Annotated in this window: 20 protein-coding genes and 1 other RNA gene; 20 read left to right on the forward strand and 1 reads right to left on the reverse strand. The window is 30.9% G+C overall.

Annotated elements, in window-relative coordinates:
- Positions 1–155: 155 nt before the first annotated feature.
- The gene (locus tag YWA_RS0111360; RefSeq protein ID WP_022828631.1) at positions 156–1,358 is read right to left on the reverse strand and encodes an NAD(P)-dependent oxidoreductase; all 1,203 of its coding nucleotides are present in this window, start codon (positions 1,356–1,358) and stop codon (positions 156–158) included.
- Positions 1,359–1,659: 301 nt separating this feature from the next.
- On the opposite strand from YWA_RS0111360, the gene YWA_RS0111365 reads away from it, so the two are divergent.
- From YWA_RS0111365 to YWA_RS15025, 20 genes are all read left to right on the forward strand, one after another.
- A complete protein-coding gene (locus tag YWA_RS0111365) occupies positions 1,660–2,865 on the forward strand; it encodes a serine hydrolase domain-containing protein (protein ID WP_022828632.1) in 1,206 nt (401 codons plus the stop codon).
- A gap of 63 nt (positions 2,866–2,928) precedes the next feature.
- Positions 2,929–3,327, forward strand: a transfer-messenger RNA (tmRNA) gene (ssrA, locus tag YWA_RS15565).
- Between the two features lie 635 nt (positions 3,328–3,962).
- Positions 3,963–6,755 (forward strand): type I restriction endonuclease subunit R, encoded by a 2,793-nt coding sequence (locus YWA_RS0111370; protein ID WP_022828633.1) that lies wholly within the window; start codon positions 3,963–3,965, stop codon positions 6,753–6,755.
- Positions 6,755–7,129, forward strand: a complete 375-nt coding sequence (locus tag YWA_RS0111375; RefSeq protein ID WP_022828634.1) for a hypothetical protein — start codon at positions 6,755–6,757, stop codon at positions 7,127–7,129. Before YWA_RS0111370 ends, YWA_RS0111375 begins: the two co-directional genes overlap by 1 nt.
- Before the next feature lie 5 nt (positions 7,130–7,134).
- Entirely contained in the window at positions 7,135–8,712 is a 1,578-nt protein-coding gene (locus YWA_RS0111380; protein ID WP_022828635.1) for a class I SAM-dependent DNA methyltransferase, read from the forward strand.
- Positions 8,712–10,583 carry a restriction endonuclease subunit S gene (locus tag YWA_RS15395; protein WP_022828636.1) on the forward strand — a complete coding sequence of 624 codons (1,872 nt, stop codon included), beginning with the start codon at positions 8,712–8,714 and terminating at the stop codon, positions 10,581–10,583. Before YWA_RS0111380 ends, YWA_RS15395 begins: the two co-directional genes overlap by 1 nt.
- Positions 10,580–12,364, forward strand: a complete 1,785-nt coding sequence (locus YWA_RS0111390) for a restriction system-associated AAA family ATPase (RefSeq protein ID WP_022828637.1) — start codon at positions 10,580–10,582, stop codon at positions 12,362–12,364. The genes YWA_RS15395 and YWA_RS0111390 overlap by 4 nt, the downstream gene beginning before the upstream one ends.
- Before the next feature lie 77 nt (positions 12,365–12,441).
- Entirely contained in the window at positions 12,442–13,431 is a 990-nt protein-coding gene (locus YWA_RS15400; RefSeq protein ID WP_022828638.1) for a hypothetical protein, read from the forward strand.
- Positions 13,432–13,540: 109 nt separating this feature from the next.
- Positions 13,541–13,678 carry a hypothetical protein gene (locus YWA_RS15690; RefSeq protein WP_022828639.1) on the forward strand — a complete coding sequence of 46 codons (138 nt, stop codon included), beginning with the start codon at positions 13,541–13,543 and terminating at the stop codon, positions 13,676–13,678.
- Between the two features lie 84 nt (positions 13,679–13,762).
- Positions 13,763–15,472 (forward strand): DUF262 domain-containing protein, encoded by a 1,710-nt coding sequence (locus YWA_RS0111405; protein WP_022828640.1) that lies wholly within the window; start codon positions 13,763–13,765, stop codon positions 15,470–15,472.
- A complete protein-coding gene (locus YWA_RS0111410) occupies positions 15,459–17,657 on the forward strand; it encodes a DUF262 domain-containing protein (RefSeq protein WP_022828641.1) in 2,199 nt (732 codons plus the stop codon). The genes YWA_RS0111405 and YWA_RS0111410 overlap by 14 nt, the downstream gene beginning before the upstream one ends.
- A 207-nt stretch (positions 17,658–17,864) precedes the next feature.
- The gene (locus YWA_RS0111415) at positions 17,865–18,755 is read left to right on the forward strand and encodes a helix-turn-helix transcriptional regulator (protein WP_022828642.1); all 891 of its coding nucleotides are present in this window, start codon (positions 17,865–17,867) and stop codon (positions 18,753–18,755) included.
- A 1-nt stretch (position 18,756) separates the two neighbouring features.
- On the forward strand, positions 18,757–19,230 hold the full coding sequence (locus YWA_RS0111420) for a 3'-5' exonuclease (RefSeq protein WP_022828643.1): 474 nt from the start codon (positions 18,757–18,759) through the stop codon (positions 19,228–19,230).
- A gap of 225 nt (positions 19,231–19,455) precedes the next feature.
- Positions 19,456–21,117 (forward strand): ATP-binding protein, encoded by a 1,662-nt coding sequence (locus YWA_RS15405; RefSeq protein ID WP_022828644.1) that lies wholly within the window; start codon positions 19,456–19,458, stop codon positions 21,115–21,117.
- Between the two features lie 45 nt (positions 21,118–21,162).
- Entirely contained in the window at positions 21,163–21,405 is a 243-nt protein-coding gene (locus YWA_RS0111430; RefSeq protein WP_040472186.1) for a hypothetical protein, read from the forward strand.
- A gap of 33 nt (positions 21,406–21,438) precedes the next feature.
- Positions 21,439–22,014 (forward strand): hypothetical protein, encoded by a 576-nt coding sequence (locus YWA_RS0111435; protein ID WP_022828646.1) that lies wholly within the window; start codon positions 21,439–21,441, stop codon positions 22,012–22,014.
- A 198-nt stretch (positions 22,015–22,212) separates the two neighbouring features.
- Positions 22,213–22,677: a protein-tyrosine phosphatase family protein gene (locus YWA_RS0111440; protein WP_022828647.1), complete on the forward strand. Its 465-nt coding sequence runs from the start codon at positions 22,213–22,215 to the stop codon at positions 22,675–22,677.
- A 92-nt stretch (positions 22,678–22,769) separates the two neighbouring features.
- Positions 22,770–23,567 carry a hypothetical protein gene (locus YWA_RS0111445; protein ID WP_022828648.1) on the forward strand — a complete coding sequence of 266 codons (798 nt, stop codon included), beginning with the start codon at positions 22,770–22,772 and terminating at the stop codon, positions 23,565–23,567.
- Between the two features lie 46 nt (positions 23,568–23,613).
- Positions 23,614–24,525: a helix-turn-helix transcriptional regulator gene (locus tag YWA_RS0111450; RefSeq protein ID WP_022828649.1), complete on the forward strand. Its 912-nt coding sequence runs from the start codon at positions 23,614–23,616 to the stop codon at positions 24,523–24,525.
- A 635-nt stretch (positions 24,526–25,160) separates the two neighbouring features.
- Complete coding sequence (locus tag YWA_RS15025) at positions 25,161–25,817, forward strand: VWA domain-containing protein (RefSeq protein ID WP_022828650.1); 657 nt, start codon at positions 25,161–25,163, stop codon at positions 25,815–25,817.
- The last annotated feature ends 1 nt before the right edge of the window (position 25,818 follow it).

The raw sequence follows: 25,818 nt of genomic DNA on the forward strand, positions 1-25,818 counted from the left end.
GAATCGCATAAAATTTTTATAAATATCTATATAAATAATGAGTGAACAAATGAAATTCGATTTATTTATTAACGAAAACGTTTGCATAAAAGTGGAGTCGATGCCTCTAGTACTCTTTCAACAAAAAAAATCCTTCATTTCTGAAGGATTTTAAATTATTTTTGATCTACAAAATCTTGGAGGTAACTGAACCGTTCGGTAAGTTTGCCGTTGTCTGTTATTTGAGCACGGTGTAAAATCCCCTCTTTATCATCGTTGAAAAAAGCAGGAATCACATGTTTCATAAACATTTCACCAAAGCCTTCACTAGCGTCTTTTGGCAATTCGCAAGGCAAGTTGTCAATAGACATTACTGCAATTGAACCGGGGTGAAACATATCTACTTCTTTAGCTTCGCTTGGTAAATACCCAAAAATAGGATCTGCAATCGTGGATGCTTTAATTGTACAAGCCACAGGACCGTCCACATCACAAGAAATATCCGCAACAACTTTGATGTTGTTTTTTGGAGCGTTCAACATGTCGTTAGTCAAAATATACGGTGCGTTATTGCCATAGAAATGAGCCGCCATGAAAACATCTGCTACTTGTGCATATTTTTCAAAATCAGAAGTGAAATCAGTTGGGTTCTTGTAAAATTCACTTTTTACAAATTCAGTTCCATCTAAACGTTTGTAATAATCGCCAACTTCAATTTGAGTATAAACTGCCGAATCGTATTTTTTTGTCAAAAAGTCTTGGGGAGAAACTTGTTTCATTTTCATGGCGTCCAAAATTTCTTTTGTTCCCATTCCTGCTTTTCCACTTCCCGTCAAAACCACTTTAATCGGCGGTAATGTTAAGCGCTTTAATTTTTCTATTAAAACATCCTTTCCGTTTAAAGTTTCTGCTTTTGGCAAATGAAATAAATCATATTTAATTCCGAAAGCTCTAATTCCGTTGTAAGCGCCAACATTTCCTGCGTAACGTCCAAAACCAATCAGGCGTTTATTATTTGAATCCACAATCGTCTCGTGGTCGTACAAATCGATGTTTTTTTCTAACACAGCTTGTAAAAGTGCTCTGTTGTACGGCTGCTTTTTAATCGTGTGTGAGAAAAAGAAATATTTTTTATTGGGAATTAAAGCATCCATCGGAACTTCTTTTACACCAAATAAAACATCACAATCAGTTAAATCATCCGACAATTCAAATCCTAATTTTTCATACTCCTCGTCTTTAAAAACGCGAATATCCGAACGCTCTACAACGATTTCTGCACTGGGAAATTGTTGTTTAAATCGTAATAATTCGTCTGGCGTAAAAACCACACGTCGATCTGGTGGATTTTTACGCTCTTTAATAATTCCAAATTTCATCTTAGTTGTATTTTTCTATTAGTAAACCTTTGTTATTAAGTAAAATATGCTTGTAATTAAAGCTGATTCAGCGAGAATTTCACTCATTTCAGAATAATTGTTCCAAATATAACCTTAATAATAGGGTTGGACAAAAAATTATAACGAAAAAAATAATTTTCAAAATAACAAAACAGGTGACCGTTTGAAGTTCATGCTTTTACCTTATTTAACAACGGCTAACCCCTAATGTTTTCTAAAATAGCGTTCGTAAAACTACAGGTTTATTTATATTTGCCATTTTCGTATTTTTTTTACTTCCATGAATAGATTCACAACCGTTTTATATAGTTCCGTTTTTCTTTTATTTATTTGCTTTACATCTTGCAAAGATGATAAATTGTCGACTTCAAAAGACACTGAAACCGTAAAAGATACGTTTCCGCATATTCATCCCAATGCAGAAATGCAAAAAAAATTAAGTGAAAATTACATCAAAGAAAACAGACACAAAATTGATTTGTTTTACAAAAAGTACTGGGACAAAAATGACGTTAGCGGTGGTTTGTTAGTTGCAAAAGACGGCCAAATCATTTTTGAACGCTATGCAGGTTACAGCAATTTCAAAACTAAAAAAGAAATTGATGTCAACACCCCAATTCATTTGGCATCCGTAAGTAAGCGGATTACTGCTGCTGCAATTATGGTTTTAGTAAATGGCGGAAAAATAGAGTTGGATCAAAAGGTAAATACGATTTTGAAATCCTTTCCCTATCCAGAAATAACCGTAAGAACACTTTTAAATCACAGAAGTGGATTGACCAACTACGCCTACTTTTTTGACGACAGAAAAATTTGGGATCAAAAAAATCAAGTCACCAATCAAGATATTCTAGATGTTTTTATTAAATATAAAGCACCATTAGATTTTAAAACCGATAAACATTTTGCTTATTGCAATACGAATTATGCGATGTTAGCACTCGTAATAGAAAAAATTACAGGTTTAAATTACCGAGTAGCGATGAAAAAAATCATTTTCGAGCCTTTAAAAATGGACCATACTTTTGTTATCGACTATGAAAAAGAATACAAGAATGAGAGTCAATCGTATAAAGGAAATTACAGATTTCACGAATTGAATCATTTAGAAACCGTTTATGGCGATAAAAATATTTATTCTACGCCACGGGATTTACTGAAATTCCAACAAGCAGTAGCTGCTGATAATTATTTGACTCCTAAATTGATAAAAGAAGTTTTTAAAGGCTACAGTTATGAAAGAAAAGGAACGCGTAATTACGGATTAGGTATTCGAATGATGGAATGGAACGATGGCAAACAATTGTTTTACCACAACGGCTGGTGGCATGGCAATACCACATCGTACGTTGATTTAAGAGATGAAAATGTGATCATAATTGCATTGTCAAATAAGTACACTACGATGACTTATAAATCATTTTATTTGGCAACTTTGTTCGGAGATTATCCGTTGAAATTAAAAAAAGATGATTTGCCGTTTTAATATAAATTTAATTGTAATTTTGTGGTCTACTTTTTGTTATAAGGTAGGGAATACATACAACTTGGGGTCGACTGGTTTTGACAGCAAGTCGAATTGAACTGTAAGCACGTCGAGCATTGTACTTTTTGCTCGTAAATCCAAATGTACACCAACATACACGGCGAAGGAAACTACGCTCTTGCTGCATAATCTGAATTATAGTAAGATTAGCCTAGTTCCTATTAGATAGGAAAGCAGGATTTACCTCGATAGCTTTGGTTTGTGGCGGTCGATACAGGTAAATCGTAAAAATAGACCTAAGAACAATTAAGCTTTGGGATTGTTACGAAAATTAAAGAAGATAAGCGTCTTGTGGCTGTTTCTGGCCTCGCAAGATGACGAAAATCCAATCAGGAAATAAGCGTGTAGAAAGCTTTTTAGTTGCTTGTTTGGACGGGAGTTCGACTCTCCCCGACTCCACTTTTAGCCTTGTAATCTGTTGATTATAAGGCTTTTTTATTTTCCGTTGACATTTCCGTTGACAGCGATTTTTGTTGAAAACTTATAGTGGTTTTTTTTTAGTGTTCGTCATTGATATCATTTAATTTCACTTTTGTCCTATTTTATCCTTCCAACTCATAATCATTTCATCTTTGCGGAAATATAATATTTTACTCTTTTTATATTGCGGCAATTTAATTTTATGAACTAAACTGCAAATTTTAAGAAAGCTCAGTTTAATATAATTTCCTAATTCTACAACATCGAATATATCGTTAGAAACATTTTTACTTTGTGTGATTGTAATTTTAAGTTCTTCTATCGACCGCTGTAAATCTCTAATTTTTTTAGGATTATTTCGAATGGGTTTCCCATATTCTTTTAATTTCTGTTCTATTATAATAATTATTTATAGTCCAGATCATTATTATTCAATTTTCAATAAAATTACATTTAACCAAGGTAATTGTTAGATATTCATTATTCTTTAAAAATGCGTATTATTTGTAATAGATGTTAACATATTGTATAGGTTATTTATAAAAATAATTATAGTTTTACAAGATACTATAACTATATAGTTCTATGAAATACTAACAGCCATTTAATAATCATTTTTGAAAAACGAAAAACATACTCGCAAAGAAATCATTGATATCCGACTTAAACAAGCGGGTTGGAATGTCAAGGATAGAACTCAAGTAGTGGAAGAGTTCGATATTATTATTGATGTAAATTTAGTAAGAGAAGATTCAACTCCTTACGCTGTACATCAATATAGCGATTATGTTTTATTAGGTAAAGATGGTAAACCGTTAGCAGTTATTGAAGCAAAAAAGTCATCGGTTGATGCTGCTATAGGTCGAGAGCAAGCCAAGCAATATTGTTACAACATTCAAAAAGACACAGGTCAACTTCCATTTTGTTTTTATACAAATGGTCATGACATTTATTACTGGGATTTAGAAAACTATCCTCCAAAAAAAGTATATGGGTTTCCAACTCGCGAAGATTTGGAAAGATACCAATACATAAAAAAAGCCCGAAAATCTTTAGTTGGTGAATTAATCAATACAAAAATTGCAGGAAGAGATTATCAAATAGCAGCCATTAGAGCTGTTATGGAAGCTATTGAAAAAAGAAGACGTAAGTTTTTACTAATAATGGCAACTGGAACTGGTAAAACACGAACATGTATAGCTTTGGTTGAAGCTCTTATGAAATCGGGTTGGGCAGAACGTGTTTTGTTTTTGGTGGATAGAATTGCATTGAGAGACCAAGCACTCGAAGCTTTTAAAGAACATTTACCAAACGAACCAAGATGGCCTAATCAAGGTGAAAAAGAAATTTCAGCTGACAGAAGGATATATATTTCTACTTATCCAACGATGCTCAATATTATTAGAAGCGAAGAAAAATCATTGTCTCCTCATTTTTTTGATTTAATTATTATAGATGAAAGTCACAGAAGTATTTACAATACGTATGGTGAAATTTTAGATTATTTCAACACAATAACATTAGGGCTAACAGCTACTCCAACAGATGTAGTAGATCATAATACTTTCCAGCTTTTTGAATGTGAAGACGGTTTACCAACATTCGCTTACACTTACGAAGAAGCAGTAAACAATATACCTCCTTACTTGAGTAATTTTCAGGTAATGAAGATTAAAACAAAATTTCAAGAAGATGGTATTAGTAAAAGAACAGTTTCATTAGAAGACCAAAAGAAATTAATTTTTGAAGGAAAAGAAATTGAAGAAATCAATTTTGAAGGAACTGATTTAGAAAAGAAAGTTTCCAATAAAGGAACAAATGCTTTGATCGTTCGTGAATTCATGGAAGAATCAATCAAAGATGCTAATGGAGTACTACCTGGTAAAACTATTTTCTTCTGTATGACAAAAGCTCATGCTAGAAGAATGGAAGAAGTATTTGACGCCCTTTATCCAGAATATAATGGAGAATTAGCAAAAGTTCTTGTTAGTGATGATCCAAGAGTTTATGGCAAAGGAGGTTTATTAGATCAATTTACAAATCAAGACATGCCAAGAATTGCTATTAGTGTGGATATGCTAGATACGGGTATTGATGTGCGTGAATTAGTAAATTTAGTATTCGCAAAGCCGGTCTATTCATACACTAAATTTTGGCAAATGATTGGTCGTGGTACTCGATTACTAGAAACAAGTAAAATGAAACCGTGGTGTACCGAAAAAAGTAATTTTTTAATTTTGGATTGTTGGGATAATTTTGATTATTTCAAATTGAATCCAAAAGGAAAAGAAATTAAATCTCAAATTCCGTTGCCAGTTCGTTTGTTTGGTATTCGTTTAAATAAAATTGAGAAAGCGATGGAACTAAATAAAAACGACATTTATAAAAATGAAATTCTAAAACTTCGCAAACAAATTGAAAATTTACCACAAAATTCAGTGGTTATTTTAGATGCCAAACATGAGCTCCAAAGATTAGATGATGAAAATTTCTGGATTTCATTAACGCAGGACAAAATTGATTTTTTGAGAAATGTAGTAAAACCTCTTTTAAGAACAATTTCTAATGTTGATTTTAAAGCAATGCGTTTTGAAAAAGATATTGTTGAGGTTTCATTAGCTCATTTAGCAGAGGAAAAAGATAAGTTTGAAGCATTAAAAGACAGTATAATAGAAGAAATTTCAGAGTTACCTTTAACTGTAAATACTGTTGCTAAAGAAGAAAAGTTAATTAGACAAACGCAAACGAATCACTATTGGTCAAAAATAAAAGAAACAGATTTTGATGAATTAATTCAAAAGTTATGTCCATTAATGTATTTCCGAGAAAGTTTAGTAGTGCCTTTAGGAACTGCCAAATATAATTTTAAAGATGCATTACATAGTAAAGAATACGTTGAATTTGGTCCAGAGAATGAGTCGCTAAGTATTGCAAAATACCGTGAAATGGTAGAGCAAAAAGTAAACGAATTAGTTAAAGCAAATCCTTTATTGCAAAAACTAAAAACGGGAAATGATATTACCGAAGATGAAGCGAAACAATTAGCGGATGATTTACATAACGAAAAACCTTTTATTACAGTAGATTTGTTGAGAAGAGTTTACAACCATCGAAAAGCACAATTAGTTCAATTCATAAAGCACATTTTAGGTATTGAGTTATTAGAAGCTTTTCCTGAAACGGTCTCAAAATCTTTTGATGTATTCATATATCAACACAGTTATTTAAACAGTCGTCAATTAGAATTTTTAAATCTTTTAAAATCATTTCTAATTGAAAAAGGTGATGTTGAGAAGAGAGATTTAATAAGTGCTCCATTCACTAGAATTCATCCAGATGGAATTCGAGGTGTTTTTTCAAATGCTGAAATTAATGAGATAATAGTATTTATAGAAAAATTAGCAGCATAATGGATAAAGGAATCAGAACAAAATTGATAGAATTAGCTCGATTAAGAACTACATGGACTTATTCGCAATTAAACGAACAGTTACTATTAAACCTGAATTTTAATGATGCATCAGACAGGGCTTTAATTGGAGAATGGCTAGGAGACATATCAATTCACGAACACGAAAAAGGAAGACCTTTATTAAGCAGCCTAATAACGCATAAAGATAAACTAAGGGAACAAGGTGATGGTTTCTACAAACTCTGTGAAGATTTATTAGGTATTCCATGGCAAGAATTAAAAGCAGACAAAGAATGGGAAAATAACCAAATTGCAAAATGTTTTGAGTTTTGGACGAATCCCACCAATTATAAAAAATATAAAAACGATTAATAAAAATGTTAACACCAATATTAAAAAGTAAAGTTGCAGCACTCTGGGATAAATTTTGGAGTGGTGGAATTTCTAATCCATTAAACGCAATTGAACAAATAACCTATTTGCTTTTCATGAAGCAATTAGACGAAACCGACAAACGAAAAATGAGCAATGCTGATTTTTTGGGCGAAGAATTTAAATCCGTTTTTTCTGGAAAATATTTTCCTCCAGGTGTAGATGAAAAGGACGAAAAAAATGCAGTTGAAAAAGAAACACTGCGTTGGAGCTTTTTTAAAAACATGCCTAGTGATGATATGTTACTACACATACAAAGCAGGGTGTTTCCATTTATAAAACAATTAGATGATGCTAATTCGTTTTTTACAAAGCACATGGCTAATGCTGCCTTCTTGATTCCTAGTGGTAGAATGTTAACAGAAGCCGTTAAAACCATTGATGAAATATACAAGGAACTAGAAAAAGAAAACCGATTTATCGATGCACAAGGAGATTTCTATGAATTTCTTTTAGATTCGTTACGCAGTTCTGGTAAAAACGGACAATTTAGAACACCTACGCATATCATAGAATTAATTACCGAATTAGTTGAACCAAAATTAGGACATAAAATTGCCGACCCAGCAAGTGGAACAGCTGGCTTCCTTTTAGCAGCTTACAAATACATTATTACAGAATTTACAAGTGAAGATTACAAACAAAAAGACGATAACGGCTTTGAAAGAGGAACACTTGCGGATAAGTTGGTAGACGAACAAGCTAAAAAAATGCTGAACGAAGAAACATTTTTTGGTTTTGATATTGACCCAACCATGATTCGTATTGGGTTAATGAACTTAATGATGCACGGCATAACCCAACCTAAAATTGACTATAAAGACACGTTAAGTAAAAATTACAATGAAGATAATTTTTACGATATAGTAATGGCAAATCCTCCTTTTGCGGGTAGTATGGACAAAGGAGATTTAAACCCAAGCTTTACCGTTTCATCTACCAAGAGTGAATTGTTATTTTTAGAGCGTATATATAAAATGCTTCGAATGGGTGGAACCGCTGGAGTAGTTGTACCACAAGGTGTTTTATTTGGTAGCAGTAATGCATTTATTACAGTTAGAAAATTATTGCTAGATAAATGCGAATTAAAAGCAGTAATTACAATGCCGAGTGGTGTGTTTAAACCTTATGCAGGAGTAACTTCAGCTATTTTATTGTTCACCAAAGGAGGCGAAACTAAAGACGTTTGGTTTTATGAAATGCAAGGTGATGGCTTAAGTTTAGACGACAAAAGAGCTGAAAAATTCTTACCTAATGGAGATAGAGACTTTGAAGATTTACATGTAATAATTGATAAGTACAAAAAAAGAAATCCTAAAAAAGAAACGGATCGTAGCCAGCAACATTTCTTTGTACCTAAACAAGAACTTATAGACAACGACTATGATTTAAGTTTAAGCAAATACAAAGAGGAAGTTTATGAAGAAATCACATTTGATAAACCTAAAGTGATATTAGAAAAATTAGCTGATCTAGAAAAAGAAATTGTTAGTAGTATTCAAAAATTAGAAAAATTATTCTAATGATTAAAAAGAAAATTAAAGATATTGGTACTGTATATTCAGGAGCAACACCAAAGACAAATACTGATGAGTATTGGAATGGAAACATTGCATGGGTCACACCGAAGGAAATAAACCAACTTGATACTAAATATCTAAAAAGTACAGAAAGAAATATAACTGAGCGAGGTTTTAAATCATGTTCAGCCACAATGTTACCAAAAGGAAGTATTTTATTTACATCAAGAGCTCCAATTGGTTTAGTTGCAATTGCAGATATTGATGTTTGTACTAATCAAGGATTTAAAAGTATTGTGCTTAATAATAAGTATAGCTCTCTATACGTGTATTATTATTTAAAAAACCAATACAGACAATTAAATAATTTAGGTACAGGAACAACTTTTAAAGAATTGTCTAAATCTGCATTTGAAAAATTCGAAATTCCTTTTCCAGAAAAACTTGTTGACCAAATACGTATTGGAGAAGTTTTAAGCAAAACAGAAAATTTAATAAAACAACGAAAAGAAAGTATTGATTTGTTAGATAAATTTCTAAGAAGTACTTTTTTGGATATGTTTGGAGATCCATTACTTAACAATAAAAGATGGGAAAAATTGACTTTTGATGATTTCTTTAAAATTGAAGATGGGGATAGAGGTAAAAATTATCCAAGTCAAAATGAATTAGTAAATGAAGGAGTTTTATTTTTAAATACTTCAAATTTTAAAAAGAATGAATTAAAATTTGATAAAACTAATTTTATAACACTAGATAAATTTGATAAGTTAACAAAAGGTAAGCTAAAAATAAATGATTTAATTATTACTCTTAGAGGATCAATTGGAAATGTAGTTATATTTAATAATCCTAAATATGAAACGGGTTTTATTAATGCTCAAATGGCAATTTTAAGACCTAAAACTTCCAATATTTTATTCTCCCATCGCTTATTAATTAATGAATCTGTTCAAAATATTTTTAAAAGTTTTACCTCTGGTTCAGCACAACCACAACTACCAATTAATCAACTAAAAAAGGTTTCTCTTATAAACCCGCCAATAAAACTTCAAAACAAATATGCTTTAATAGTTGAAAAAGCAGAAATAGTTAAGGAACAATATAACTTGAGTTTAGAAGAATTAGAAAATTTGTTTGGTTCATTAAGTCAAAAAGCATTTAAAGGAGAATTAGATTTAAACAAACTAGATGTTAGTGTACAAATAAGAGAAATAGAACAGAAAATTGAAGCAGAAAGCGGTTTAGATATTAGTTTAGAAACTAAACTTACCAAATCAATGCAGCACTTTATAAAACAAACGGCTGATATTCAAAAAAGACTTGATTTGGCTAATAAAATAATACCAAAAGCTTTATATAAGCAAATTGAAAACATAAACAAGTCAATCGAACCTTTTCAAAATTTAAATAAAATTCCGGAACAGTTAGCATTGGCAATAAAATCGTTCGATGGAATTAAGTCACTAACAAGCCAGCTCAATCAAGAAAAAAAAGAGCAGTTTAAGACAAAACTAACATGGGAAGAAGTTAATTTTGAAATGGTTGCTAATTGGATAAAAGAAGAATATTCAGAACATCATTTCAATAGCGAAATACTAATGCATTTCTTAGAAAATGAGCGAGTTACTTTTTCTAATTATCATTCATCTGAGGAATTAAAAACCAATCCAAAATTAAATGAAGCGGATGATATAAAATCATTTGTTTTTTCAGCCTTAAAAGGCGAAAATCAATTCATTAAACTAGAGCAGTTTTTTTACGATGCAGTAAGTGAGAATGTACAATTAAAGTTGCGTAGTGAAGACTACGAAGTAATAAAAGATAAAGAAAAGGAATTACGCTCAGGTATATATTTTAAAGTAGTAGAATGAAAATAAAGAGTGTAAAAATATTAGGCGATAATTTCAGGAGTCTTGCTGCAAACAAACTTTATGAGTTTAATGTGTCATTTAGACAAGATAGACTATCTACAAAAGTGTTTGCTGGTTTAAATGGTAGCGGTAAATCTAACTTTTTAGAACTATTTTCAGAGATTTTCTACTTCTTGGAAATTTACCATTTAGATACAGTAAGCGATGAAGAAAAAAGTAGTAAGAATTTCGGGTTTGAAATTGAATATTTTTTGACAAAAACTGTAGAAGATATTAAAGAAATATTTGAAGATGATATCAACTATTTAATCGAGGATTTTATAAATAATAATTCCAAAATAACAGGTTTACAAAAAGAAGATTTTGAAGTTAAATACTATAAAGAAATTGATGATTTAGAAAAGTCTGAGTTGCAAAAAATCGTATCTGAGTTTTTAAATAAAAATCAAATTCAGATTAAAATCTCAAAACCTTTGGGCAAGAATCCTGAATTTTCTATTAGAAATATTGATTCTAAAAAATCGGATAGAACTGTTTTAAAAAGTAATTTATTATTGCCAAAGAAAATTATAGCTTACACCTCAGGTCAAAATGAGTTAATGAGTAATCCATATTACAAATTAAAATACCACTATTTTAAAGCCTTTGAAAACAAAGGTAAAATCGAAAAAGGAGAAGAATTAGCAGAAAACCACAGGTTGTTTTTTTTAGATTATAATGCTAATTTTTCCATCTTCATAGCAAACATGCTGTTAGGTGAAAAAAAGAAAGCTAACATTTTAAAGAAAGTACTTCAAATTGAAAATTTAGTTTCGTTTCGAATTACACTGAACACGGATGATTTATTTAAAAAAGTTTTACCTGTAAGTGAAAGCATTGCTGAAAATATAGAAAAATTAAAATGTTGTGCTTCTCTTTGGAAAGAAAAAAAATTGGGTAAATACAATCTATTAATATTAGATTTTTCAATAAATGATGCTATAAAAGACACTTTTCAATTTCATTTTAGAAATGCCTTTAGCTTATTCAAGGTGTTTTATGAACTAGAAATTTTCAATTTATATTTGGTCAACTCAACTACAAGAAGACAAATACTTAATGCTAATAAAACTTTAAACATTTCAGACGAAATGCCTAAACCAGATCCATCACGAATGGTGTTTAGAATTGAAAAAATAGTAATTAGCAAGATTATAGAGAAAGGTAAATCCGAAAAAGACATCTATTATAAATCATTATCCGATGGAGAACACCAATTCAACGAAGTAGTTGGAACGGTTGTAATGATGCAAGACGAGGGATGCTTGTTTTTAATGGATGAACCAGATACCCATTTTAATCCTCAGTGGAGAGCAAAATTTATAAAAACCTTAAATCTTGCAGCCGCTAATTCATATGATAGGGAAGGAAATATAACGAAAGTTAGAAATCAAGAATTGATACTCACAACGCACTCACCATTTGTTATTTCAGATTCTTTTAGTCAAGATGTTTATAAATTTGAAAAAGTTAATGGTTTAGTTCAATTTACAAATCCAGAATTTCAAGTTTACGGCTCTTCTGTCTCTATTATTTTAGATGAAATTTTCGAAAAATCGGAAGGAATTTCAGAAATGGCAAAAAGAGAATTGAAAGACATGGTCGAGAAAATTACAACAACTGATGAATTGAGAAATGTTGTGGAACGATTAAATAAAGATTTTGGTGATTCTGTTGAAAAATTTGACTTATTCAGCAAACTAAGAAACATAAAAGATGAACTAGAAAAAAGAGGAGAATAATGCTATACTTCTACCGACCGATATCACCACATCCAATAGAAAATCTACATAACTATTTAGATTTCTTTTTTACTAGAATGTTTGATGATACTCAAACAGCATATTCTCATGCGTATTTAATTCATCCTGATTTTCAAGAAATTGTTAATGCATACAAAACACAAATTGATGATAAGTTAGAAGCGATTTTTAACACTTACATTGGTTTGACAACACCTCTAGAACAACAAACCGTTAAAGATGCCTACAATATAAATAATGATATTATAGCGCTTTCAAACGCAACAAGTACACCTGTAAAATATTCACAATTACCTATTATAATTTCAAGTAAAGTAAAAAATTTGTATGACGAACTTTGGGGCGACAGAAAAATACTTGGTTATAAAACGGTTGTAAATTCTTGTGGAACTGTTAAGCAACATTTTAATAGGTTTCGGGAAATTAATGAGTTTTTAGTTTGCCCATTTTGTGGTTTAGAATCCTTATTATGTGAGCACGATGACGGTAGAGATGACTATGACCATTATTTATTAAAATCACAGTACCCTTTTATATCAATAAATTTTAATAACCTATTTCCAATGTGCCATAGGTGTAACTCTAAAAATAAAAATCAAAAAGATTTAGTTTATGAAAATGTAGCTACACCACAACGACGTTTTTATTATCCATATTCAAATGAGAATAATCATACTATTAATCTTAACATAGTTTCGCCTAACATAGATTTAAAAGATCCAACACAATGGCAACTAGAAGTAAATACTACAAACCTAGCCTACGAAGATTGCAAAGAGACATGGAAAGATGTATTTGATATTGAAACTAGATACAAAGCAATAATTTCGAAACATTCTAAAACATGGAATGAGCGAATTTTTTTAAAACATCATAAAATATGTAAAAAAAATAGCAGAAGTTATGCTGAATTTGAAGAGGATGTTTTAGATGATTTTAATGATTATTTAAATATTTCAAATGGGATTTTGATGAAGTCGTTTAATGATTTTGTAATAAATGATCCAAATTGTGAAGCAAATTTAAGTGGTCGATTGGTTATCTAATTATATCGAAATTAGATTATTAATAAAATTACAAATGAAATTAAAATAATTTATGCTTACAATTAAAACATACAATATTTAATCGACAGAGAACTATTTAATAAAATAAATGAACTGGATAAAAAAAATACTAAGAATTAATAAGCAAAATGAAAAACTTGATGTGATTACTTTATTAGCTGAAAAATTTTTAGATAAAGAAAAGGTTGCAATTGAGAATAGTGAATTCTATGACTTCCTGGAATAAACGAATTATTAATAGTTGAGAAAATTACATAATCAAAATAGGAATTAAAGTAGACTGTATAACTTAATAGCTAAAATAACACACATGGAGAGTCCATTAATTTCATTGAAAACATACTTAGAAAAAGGTAAACCTTTTCGTATTCCTTATTATCAAAGAGGGTATGTTTGGGGCAAGTCAAGAGACTCGCAAAAAAATTCTGTTCAATTTCTAATGGAGAGTATTGTGAACTGTTTTAAAAACAATACTGATTTATTTCTTCAAGGCGTAACTGTTTCAGAAAGCACAACTGAAATCGAATTAATAGATGGTCAACAACGTACCACAGCTTTTTACTTACTCTTGCAATATTTGGGGTTCCAAGGTGATTTCACTATCGATTATCCGATTAGGATACAATCTCAGCACTTCCTTGATTCATTAAAAATCATGAGTACTGATGAAATCTTAAATAATTGTCTAGAAAATACTGAAGAACAGTATCAAGATATTTATTATTTCAAAAAGTCAATGAGAATCATTCATGAAAATCTTAAGGATGAAGACAAAGAAACTTTAATTAAATTTTTGATAAATGACGAGAAAGTGAAATTTCTCTATATCAATATTCAAAAAGAGAGAGCTACAACAATCTTTAAAATGATGAACGGTAATAAAGCCGAAATGAAAGCGGAAGAAGTCATCAAGGCTGAAATGTTACGATTAGTTTCCAATAGAGGAATTAATGAATTTGGAGTTGATCCAAAAGCGTTAGAAGCATTGAGATGGAATGAAAATCTTACTAGAAGTAAATATGCAAGGGAGTGGGACAAATGGTTGTATTGGTGGAATAAAGAGGACGTAAAAAAATTCTACCACACATCAAATGTTATGGGATTACTTGTTGAAACTTTCTTTTATTCGACACCAACCAAACTAGTTTTTAATTACGAAAATTTTAGAGATAATTTTTTAAGAGGAGGTGATAACACTTTACTTACTAAAGAAGCATTTTATAAATTGCGTCAACTTCAGAAAAAATTTGAAGATGTTTTTAATAGCTTTGATGAACTAGATGCAGAGAAAAGACTTCACAATAAAGTGGGAGCGATACAAACATTGTTTAGTTCTGATGACCGTAAAAAGTTTATTCAATCCTACTTTGCGAAAGAAAATAGTACAGACATAGACGAATTCTTAAAACTAGTTTATTTGGGTTTAAATTTTTCACAGATAGAAAATGTATTTAAGAAAACTGATACTAGTACGGCTGATTTAATTCAAATTAAAAAAGATGAATTATTATCGGTAATAGAAAATGATAATTTATATCCGGAACATAAAAACCAAGCATTTATTCAGTTACTTAGATTAAATGTTGAAGAAGACAATAAGCTTGGTAGAAAATTTGACTTTTCAATTTGGAATGAGAAATCATTAGAACACATTTATCCGAAATCTAAAGTGTACCGTATGGAAGACGGTATATTAAAAAATGGTGCAAATAAAGAAATTAGCCATAGTGATATCAATGACACCTTTCTTAATCAAGAGGATTTTGCTGGAATTGGTAGCGAACATTGTATTGGCAATTTGGTGCTTCTTTACGGTAATGAAAATTCAAGCTTTGGTGCGAAAGATTTTAATGATAAAAAAGCATATTATTTTGATTTTACTCCAACCAAACCATTCCGTAGCCGTCATTTATTGCATACCATCTCTGTATTTGCACAAGAAAAATGGAAGGCTAAAGATATTCAAATCAACAAAAAAAAAATGATAACTGAAATTAAAACTTATTATGGAATACTATAGCTTAGTTACTGGTGAGGTATGTACATTGCATAAACTTTTTTCAAAAGATAATGTAGTTATTATTCCTGATCTTCAAAGAGATTATTGTTGGGGTACAATAACGATTGATAAAAATTTAGTTCGAGATTTTGTTAGAAACATTAGGGATAATGATAAATCAGATTTAAGCTTAGGACTCATATATGGTTATGAAGCTCCGGTAGGACATATTCAACTTTGTGATGGGCAACAACGCATTACCACATTATTTTTGCTATTAGGCTTGATAAACAAAAAAAGTAATAATGCCTTTCAAAATCAATTGATATCCATTTTTGAGCTAGAGAAAGATGATAAAGATCCTTACCTTCAGTATTCTATTCGTGAAAGTTCACTATATTTTTTAAGTGATTTAGTATGTAATTTTTTTATCGCTAAAAATCATTTAAAAGTTGTTGATATTAAATCACAGACTTGGTATTTTAAAGACTATGATCTTGATCCAAGTATTCAAAGTATGATTAGTGCATTAACGACAATTGAGGAAGAAATCAATGTTGTTAATATTCTTAATTTTGGGGAACGTATTATTAATGGTTTGTCATTTATTTATTATGACTTGGGCACGAGAGCAGCAGGTGAAGAAACATTTGTTGTGATTAATACCACTGGAGAACCGCTTACTGCAACTGAAAATTTAAAGCCGCTCTTTATTGATGCTCACGACATTGAAAATCATGAAATTTGTAGTGAGAAGTGGGAAGAATGGGAAACTTGGTTTTGGAAAAATAGAATAGGTTCTGGCGAAAAAAAGAATGATACTGCAGATAATGGTTTAAGAGAGTTTTTAAGATGGATTACCCTTTTAACCACTAAGGATAAAGACTGTTTTATAAAAATTCAGGAAACAGGTTACTTTGAATTTGACATTAATTTGAAGTATACGGATGTAGATGCTTACTTTAAAATAGTCAAATATTTATTTGAGGATACTACTTTATTTAAAACTAAACTAGACTGGTTGGCTCCAAGTAAAAATGACAAAAACGGTAACAGTAATAATCAAATTGACTGGTTTAGATTATTGCCCGTTATAGCATATATCAAACGATTTGGCAAAGAGAACCACCGAAAAGTAAGTAGAATAAAAACTTTCTTCAAAAACCTTTCAAGAATAGAAAACGTATCAAGAGCTATGGGGCCTTCATTGCCTGAAGCAATTAATTTGATCTATAACATGCCTACTGATGACATTGCTGAAATAGTGAAGTTAACTACAGTATCAAATCAAATTCTTACTGATGAAGAAAAAACCAAGTTCAATTTATATTTACAACATCCTGAAAAAAGAATTGAAATAGAGAATACTTTTTGGAAAGCAGAAGAACATAATATCTTGAGAGGAGAAATAATAGCTTTACTAAATTGGGCTACTACAGATAACACCTTTGATTTTTACCAATTTAATGAGTTTTTTAGAGTATTCGGTTATTTGTTCCACGATACTCTGAAATATTCTGAATTGGATATAACTAGAAGAGCATTACTTACTAGAAATTTAGATGGTTTTCCAAGAATATTTAAAGGAAATACAAATACTTCGTTCTGTTGGGAGTCCTCAGACTGGCAAACTTTAATTAAAGATAACGAGGCAAAATTCGGGAACTTTTTAAAAGAATTAATTCACGCATCCGATATGGATATACAATTACAAAAAATGATTTTAGAAAACGATCCAAATAAGGAATGGGATGAGTTTGTTAAAATACCTGAATTACTGCAGTTTTGTCATAAAAAAAATATTCAATGGCACTCTCCGAAAGGATGGTTTTTGTTAAGCGGAAAGGCAATGAGTGGAGCTTATGCAAACCTTATGTCATATAGAATGTATCTCGATATGCGATCTGCACCATTTTGGGATTCTACTAAATGGAAACTTACTTATTATGACAGAGATGGAACATGTTCTGTATTTTATAATACTGAATTTAATATAGTAGTCGATATCGTATATTGTAGTAATCTACAATACAAATTGGAAGTTTTTAGAAGAGATATTAGTTTTGAAGATACAAAAAATGATCTATCATCTTTATCTAAAAGTTTAAATTTGTTTTGGAACGGAGAGCGATATGTTTCTGATCAAATTGATAAAAAAGATAGTATAGAGTTAATTAAGAGAGTACAACAGTTTGGTTTCTCCTAGTATTAAAAAAAGAAAAACTCTATTACTCAATTTGTAAAATATTTTTTTCTTGTAGCATAAGTAAAGATAAAACAATTCAAACGCCTCCATTTTGGATTGAATTGTTGTATGGTTTAGTTCATAGAGATTATTCGTTAATCAAAAATTATAACACAACGACACAGTATGTCATTCACACCCATTACATTTGACTTTAAATTATAAGCGATGGCGAAAAGAGAATACATACAGAGGCACTTATTAATTGCGAGAAGACTAAAAGCCAAGCCATCGACTTATGATGAAATTAAAGACTTTTTGATTCAAGAGCAGGAAGTAACAGGTGATAATTTCAGCATTTCAAAGCGCACGCTTCAACGCGATTTTAGCGACATCAATTCCATTTATGGTATTGAGATTACCTACAATAAAAAAGAACGTTGGTATGAGATTAGTGAAGAAGTGGAAGAAAAACCATTTGAACGTATTTTAGAGGCTTTTGAAACTTTAAGTGCGTTGAATTTTTCAAACCAAGTTTCGAGCAAACTCATTTTAGAAAAACGAGGTAATAAAGGAACGGAATTTATCAACGGTTTGCTGTATTCCATTGACAATAATTTTGAAATCAACATTACACACCACAGCTTTTGGAAAGAAGAACCCGAAGTAAGAACCCTCCACCCTATTGCCGTAAAGGAATCGCAAAACCGTTGGTACTTAATTGCCTTCGATACGGTAAAAAATGATTTTAGAAATTTTGGATTGGATCGAATTAAAAGTTTAGACTTTACTTCTAAAATATTTAGATCGATTACATTTGATACAGCTGAAAATTATCAACATGCCTTTGGCGTAGAAACCTATGAACCAGCAACTAAAATCATATTAGCAGTTGATCTCTTCCAATCCAAATACATTAAATCACTTCCTTTGCACGCTTCTCAAAGAGTGATTTTTGAAAATGAAACTATTTGCAGATTCGAATATTTTATGCATCCCACTCACGATTTGATGATGGAAATTCTGAAATACGGAGAATTGGTAAAAGTCGAAGAACCATTAGGTTTTCAAACAGATGTGAAAAATAAGATAAAAGCCATGACTAAATTGTACAAATAAGATGCACACATTTACAGCTATAGATTTTGAAACCGCACAAGGCTACCGTTGGAGCATTTGTCAAGTAGGATTAATACGGGTTGAAAATGGAGTGATTACTAAAGAACTCAATATTTTGGTGCAACCGCCTGACAATTATTATTGGGCACAATTTACCGCTATTCACGGAATTAAAGCGAAAGACACCATCAAATCGCCAACCTTTAACCAAATTTGGAATCAAATGGCGCCTTACATCGAAAATCAAAATATCATCGCACATAACGGTTTTGGATTTGACTTTCCTGTTTTAAGCAAAACATTGGAATATTATGGAATGCAAACGCCAGAATATAATAAGTTTTGCACGTATAAAATTTACAAATCTAATCTAGCCAATTGTTGCCAAGAACACAACATTCCTTTAAACCATCATGATGCATTAAGTGACGCAAAAGCATGTGCAGAATTGTATTTGAGACATTTAAATAGATAAGCTGAAACAGTTCGATTTTCAGACTTAAATTTTCCAAGACCTATTTAAAAAATGACACAGATTGCACTAATTTTCACAGATTAAATCCTGATACTATTTTTAATCTTTGGCAATAAAATTTAGAAACTTAAGCGAAATAGATATAATTCTAAAAATTAATTTCACAGCGACACACCTTGACGGGGTGTCGTTTTATTTTTGTTCCATACTAATAAAAGCAAAGTCATGGAAAAGAACCAAACAACCATTTTAAAAGCATTAGAAAAAGTGTATTTCATTTCGGAGAAGTCAAATTTAGATTTGAAAGTCTTCCATGATGTTACCAACGAGATCAAACAGATTTCGCACTATTTTCAAATTGATGAAATCCAAAGTATACTTCTAGCCACATTTTTTAGTCTCTCGTGTTTTGAGGAAGTAGAACCTAGTGAGGTAATTACCTACTTAGGAATGAAAAAAATTGAATTTCTTCCCTATGTGAGCCAAGTACAATTCTTAGTAGACAAAAATATTCTAGAACGAACAACGAATCGGAACTACATTAGAGAAGATTATGTCGTTGGCAAACACGTTGTTGATTATATTATCGAAAATAAACCTATTCCTAGGCACTTGATTGAAATTCAAACTAAAGTAGATTCCTTTTTCGAGTTTTTAAGTGATTTAGATAAGTTAAGTGTGAAGAAAGACAACGAAGAAATTCGGCATATTTATTTTGTCAATCAATTTCGCCAGTTGCTTACTAAAAACCGAAAATATAAGCTTGTTCAATTTGTCATAGAAAAATTGGAACTCATTGATTCCTTCATTTTCTTCGATGTGATTATTGACGCCATGACCTTTGGAACAAATGATTTTCATTCAAGTTTAGAAAGTACCGTCGGAGATTATACCGCACGAGAATCAGATACTTTTCGGTACATCACTACTTTTTTAGAAGGAAAAACAAAGTTAAATACACTGAATTTAATTGAAAAGGATAACACGCAATTTGCAAACAAACATCGGATTCAATTAACGAAAAAAGCTTTGAAATACTTACTTGATATGGAAGGGATTAGCATAAGCAGCGGGTCTAGTGTTAATAACAAATTAGTATATGCAGAGAAAATTCAGAAAAAAAGTTTGCACTATAACCTTTCCGAACAAAAACAACTGGAGCCTCTTTTGAAAAGTATGCCGCATCGCTCCTTTACGGATTTGCAAAAACGTCTACAGGAAAGTAGCATGCCAAAGGGCTTAACCGCACTATTGTATGGAGCGCCAGGAACTGGAAAAACCGAAACCGTTTACCAACTGGCTAAAAAATACAACCGTGCGATTTTTAAAGTTGAAATCGCGGACACAAAGTCAATGTGGTTTGGCGAAAGTCAGAAATTAGTTAAGAAGATTTTTACGGACTATTACGAATACAAAAAACAAGAAAAAATTTGTCCAATCCTGCTTTTTAATGAAGCTGATGCAGTAATTGGCAAAAGAAAAAACGCAGGCTCCTCTTCAACTTCCGATACAGAAAATGCGATCCAAAATATCCTACTAGAAGAATTAGAAAACTTTGACGGAATTATGTTTGCCACTTCTAACTTGATCAAGAATATTGATCCCGCTTTTGAGAGAAGGTTTTTGTTTAAAATACAATTCGAGGTGCCAAGCACTGAAAACGCAGCTAAAATTTGGAGAGCAAAACTTCCTATACTGACAAAGAAAGAGTCCGAATTTTTGGCTACAAAGTTCAATTTTTCCGGTGGCGAAATGGAAAACATAGCAAGAAAATACGTTATGGAAGAAGTAGTTTTAGGCACAAAAGTAGATTTTAGTAAAATTAATTCGTTCTGTGAAAATGAAAAATGGAGTGAGAAAAATACCTCGACAAAAATCGGTTTCTAATCATAAACATAACCTCACATTACAAAAATTTAATAAATGATAACCATGAAATACATACTAACCCGAGACGTCCTTATTTCCGAATGCAAATGGCTTCAACGTGACTTTCTAAAAGGAGAGATACTGTATTTGTATGAAGGTGCAACTTATAATTGCATTAGTAAACGTGGATTTCCATTTACGGAAAGTTTAGAAAGTAGTCCATTTTTTGAGATTCCACAAAATGCAGTTACCACATTGAGATACGATATGGATGGAAATCCTATTGGGCCGTTTGAAGAAATCTAATTTCAAAAACGCTTTTAAAAACAATTATTACTCATGAAAAATGTAAATAATAATCTCAAAATAAATCTTATCGGTGAGACTTGGAAACTAAAGCAGATTCTGTTGAATGCAGACGAAAAGATGTTCTGGTTGAAAACAGCAGAGAAACTTCGTAAACCATTATTTGAAGCCATTATTGATCCATTTTTTTATCATTATCTAAATGACAAAAAAATTAAATCTTTTGAAGATACAAGTGGATTTAATTTAGAAGGATTGTTTAATAACAATAAGAATCAAATTGAAATTTGGTACGGAGGAAAAAAGGTTCAGAAACTTATAATGAATGAATTAGATAACTCATTATTACTTTTTCCGCTCTTTACGGTTTCAGTGAAGGATATTCCTGAAACATTACCGGCTAGTATTTATGTAGAACAAATGGAAATTGGACTTTTTGGAAGTTTTGAAATTAAACGGTTAAACCAATTTAAAATAGAAGATTTAGAGTTCAAATTAATTAATTTCCAAAATAAAAGAATATTACAAAATTTAATCTATGAAAATCAGCTTATTACATGCAATAAGAAAGACACATTAATAACTTCTCAAAATAGTTTTGAAATATAACTAGGTTTATTGTAGAGAGAAATTCGAAAATAACTGCTGTCATTAATTCTGAAAATTGTAAGCCGTTGATCACTTATTACACAGAATTTAGTACAATAAAATTTTAGCAACTGATGATGAGGGAAAAATACAAGGAACAGGGGAAAGCTGTTTTCTGATAAAAATCATTTTAAAATAATTAATCAATAGATATCTATAATGAAACAAATTCGTGCCTTACCAAAAATGATTTTTGACGAACACTTTAACGACGAGCTTTTTAAATACTACAGTTTCGGTGCGTTTATTTCTATTTTAGACTGCGATAGTACGGAAACAAAATATAACACAGCAATTGAGAATTTCTTGCAAGTGAAAATGTGGGATATCGAGGAAGATATAGTTGAGAAAGGAAAGCTACAATATCTAAAACCGTCTGACTCGGAACTTAAACGAATTGTATATTTCATAAATCAGCATAAAGATAAATCAGCATTTATAATTCATTGTTCAGCCGGAATTTCGCGCAGCGGTGCTGTTGCAACTTTTTTGTATGATAAATTTTTAATGGAAGTAGACAAAGAAGTGTTTAGAAGAGAGAATAAATTTATAAGTCCGAATTTGTACATATTACACAGATTGAAGGTATTAGATAGTAAAGAATGTATAAACAATCCCGCTTAATCAAAAACACACCAATAAATCTACACATTATCTGAAAACGTCATCACACGACGTCATCCAAAATACCTTTGAAGTATTAAAAAGGTATAATTATGAATTCAACGATTAAAGACAAAAAACAATTTATTTGTCATTCAGGTGGCGCGACTGGTGCCGATACATATTTTGAGAAAATTGGAGAAAAATATGGCGTTTTGACCAAAGCTTATTCTTACAAAACAGCTTCTCATAAAAGCAAAAATAAAGTAGAAATTAGCGAATCTGATTTTCAAGAAGGAATTAATAGAATAGAAATTGCTGCAAAAACCTTAAAACGAAAAACGTATAATAAGTTTATGCCTTTACTTTCAAGGAATTGGCAACAAATAAAAAACTCAAATCAGGTCTTTGCCATTAGCGAAATTTGTAAAAGACCCGGTCTAGAATACGTCGCGGGCGGAACGGGTTGGGCGGTTCAAATGGCGATTGACAATAGAAAAGACGTGTATGTCTTTGACCAAGAACAAGATGCTTGGTATAAATGGTCTTATGGAAAATCAAAATTTAATGTTTTGAAAAAGGTTCCTACCATTACTGAAACTAATTTTGCCGGAATTGGTGCTCGAAAAATAAAAGAAAATGGAATTCAAGCCATTAAAGATTTATATGAAGCAAGTATAACAGATTATAAGATGAAGCAACTAATTATAGAGCTTACCGAAAAGCAGCACGGTAAAATGATTACACATCTGAAAAGAGGTACAGCTTTAAGTATAAATTCCGAAAGTTTTTCGGGTTTTGAAATTCGATTGTGTTCTGTAGATGGAAATCTTTCCTCATGGGTAGAAGTTGAAATGCTTGGAATGATTGATTTAGGCGAAGTCAATTGGGATATAAAAGAAAAAAATTAAAGAAATTCAAAATGGTTACTTTTATAGCCAAACAAAAATCAATTGTATGTCTAAACAAAGATTTATAAAACGATATTCACTAATTATTAATCTCGTTCGTCGAAAGCCGTCTTCTTTTGATATAATTAAAAAATACTTGCAAGAACAATCCATAATTGAAGAGGAAAATTTTGAAGTGGAACTGCGAACATTTCAACGCGACTTAAAAGAAATCGAATCCTTATTTGGCATCAAAATTCGTAAAAATCGTGCAAAAGACGTTTACGAAATCGTTGAAAACTCAGATGAAGATTCAGAAAAACATGACAGATTAATGGAAAGCTTTGAAGTGTTTAACGTTCTAAATCTCTCCAATCAATTTGAAAATGAAATCATTGTGGAAAAACGAAAGCCGCTAGGTTTAGAACACATTTATACTCTTTTGTCTGCGATTAAGAAAAAACACGAAGTCCAATTTACACATGAAAAATATTGGACAGAAGAGGAGGAAAAACATCTAAAACAGGTTCAGCCAATTGCGTTAAAGGAAGCGCGCTTCCGCTGGTATTTGATAGCGAAAGACAAGAAAGATAATATAATTAAGACTTTCGGACTTGACCGAATTTCAGATTTAAAAGTTTTAGAGAATACTTTTGTACGTACATCAAATTACGATGCCAAATCCGCCTTTCAACATAGTTTTGGAATCGTAACAAAAGAAAATGAAATTCCCGAAAAAGTAATTTTATCATTTTCGCAAAAGCAAGGAAAGTTTATAAAATCTTTCCCTCTACATCATTCTCAAAAAACAATAATTGATAATGAAACTGAATTGCGAGTTGAATTGCTAATTCACCTAACCTATGATTTCATAATGGAATTATTGTCAATTGGGGCACACGTAAAAATTTTGCAACCTAAGATTCTACAAGAAGAGATTAAAAGGAGGTTAAATGAAACTTTAAGTTTATATAGTTAAAAATAAATTTTAAAATTCGAGAAAAATTCGATCGGAAAAATTTTAAGAATATCTATTTAAAGTTATAGACTATTTCGATTTAGTCGATTATTTAAAGCCTGATCTTAATTTCAATTGCCCCAAACCCTAAAATTCTATAAATATTTTATCTAAACTTCTCATTCCCTATTACGGTAAAACTCATTTTCTAGATTTTTATTAGACTAGCTACATCTGAATTATTATTATTATTATTATTATTAAGTAATCAATGCTGTACCGTTTAATACTAATAATCTTATTGCTGTTCATAAATGCATAAATCCTTCAACTTGTAACACTGCTTTTCAAATTTTCTTCTTTTGGAAATATTTTATTTGTCACAACCTAGGAGGAAATAGAAATGGTTCTATAAGATTCGTCAGCTTTACGTTAGTTTTACGATTAAATTCAATTTTTAAGCGGTTTTACCTCTTGTATCAAAATGATTTCATATCGTTCACGCAATTTTTCACAACTTAATTAAACAAAAATCAAGTTACCTTCAATTCGACCAGTATATAAATTACCTAGAATCATCTTCTGCAAGCTTGCAAGAAATTCTCTTTCGCAAACCGTCGTGATACATTTGTACTATAATTCTAAACAAATATATCATGAAAAACAAAAAAACACTTTACCATTTCGTTTTAGACAAAAGTGGTTCGATGAACGACTGCAGAGAAACAACTTTACATGGATTCAATGCACAGTTAGAAACAATTAAAAGGCTGCAAAATGAATTTTCAGAGCAAAAAATCGAAGTGTCACTTACGATATTTGATCATGAAATAGATCATATTTTAACCCATGTCGGAGTTAGTAACTTTAAACCGCTGTCGTATAATCAATACTTACCATCTGGAACAACGGCATTACTAGATGCTATTGGAACTTCTATAAATCAAATCAGAATCAGTAATGAAAGTGCGATTTTAAACGATGAAATGAGCGTGGTGATGGTAATTCTTACTGACGGAATGGAAAATGCAAGTAGAGAATTTACGTTCCACCAAATTGCTGCAACAATTGCACAATTAGAAGCTACAGAAAAATGGACTTTCACCTTTTTAGGAGCAGATATTGATGCGATGCACACCTCCAAAATGCTCAATATTAAAGCAGAAAATGTAGTGTCTTTCAACAAAAGCGACATGAATAAGATGATGAATGATGTTAGTGAAGGCATGCATTTATATTCAAAAAGCAAGGAATCTGGCACAACGAAAAGGAATTTTTTGGATTTTATAAAAAATAAAGACCGCAGAAATTAAA

Source organism: Flavobacterium antarcticum DSM 19726, assembly GCF_000419685.1.
GTDB lineage: Bacteria > Bacteroidota > Bacteroidia > Flavobacteriales > Flavobacteriaceae > Flavobacterium > Flavobacterium antarcticum.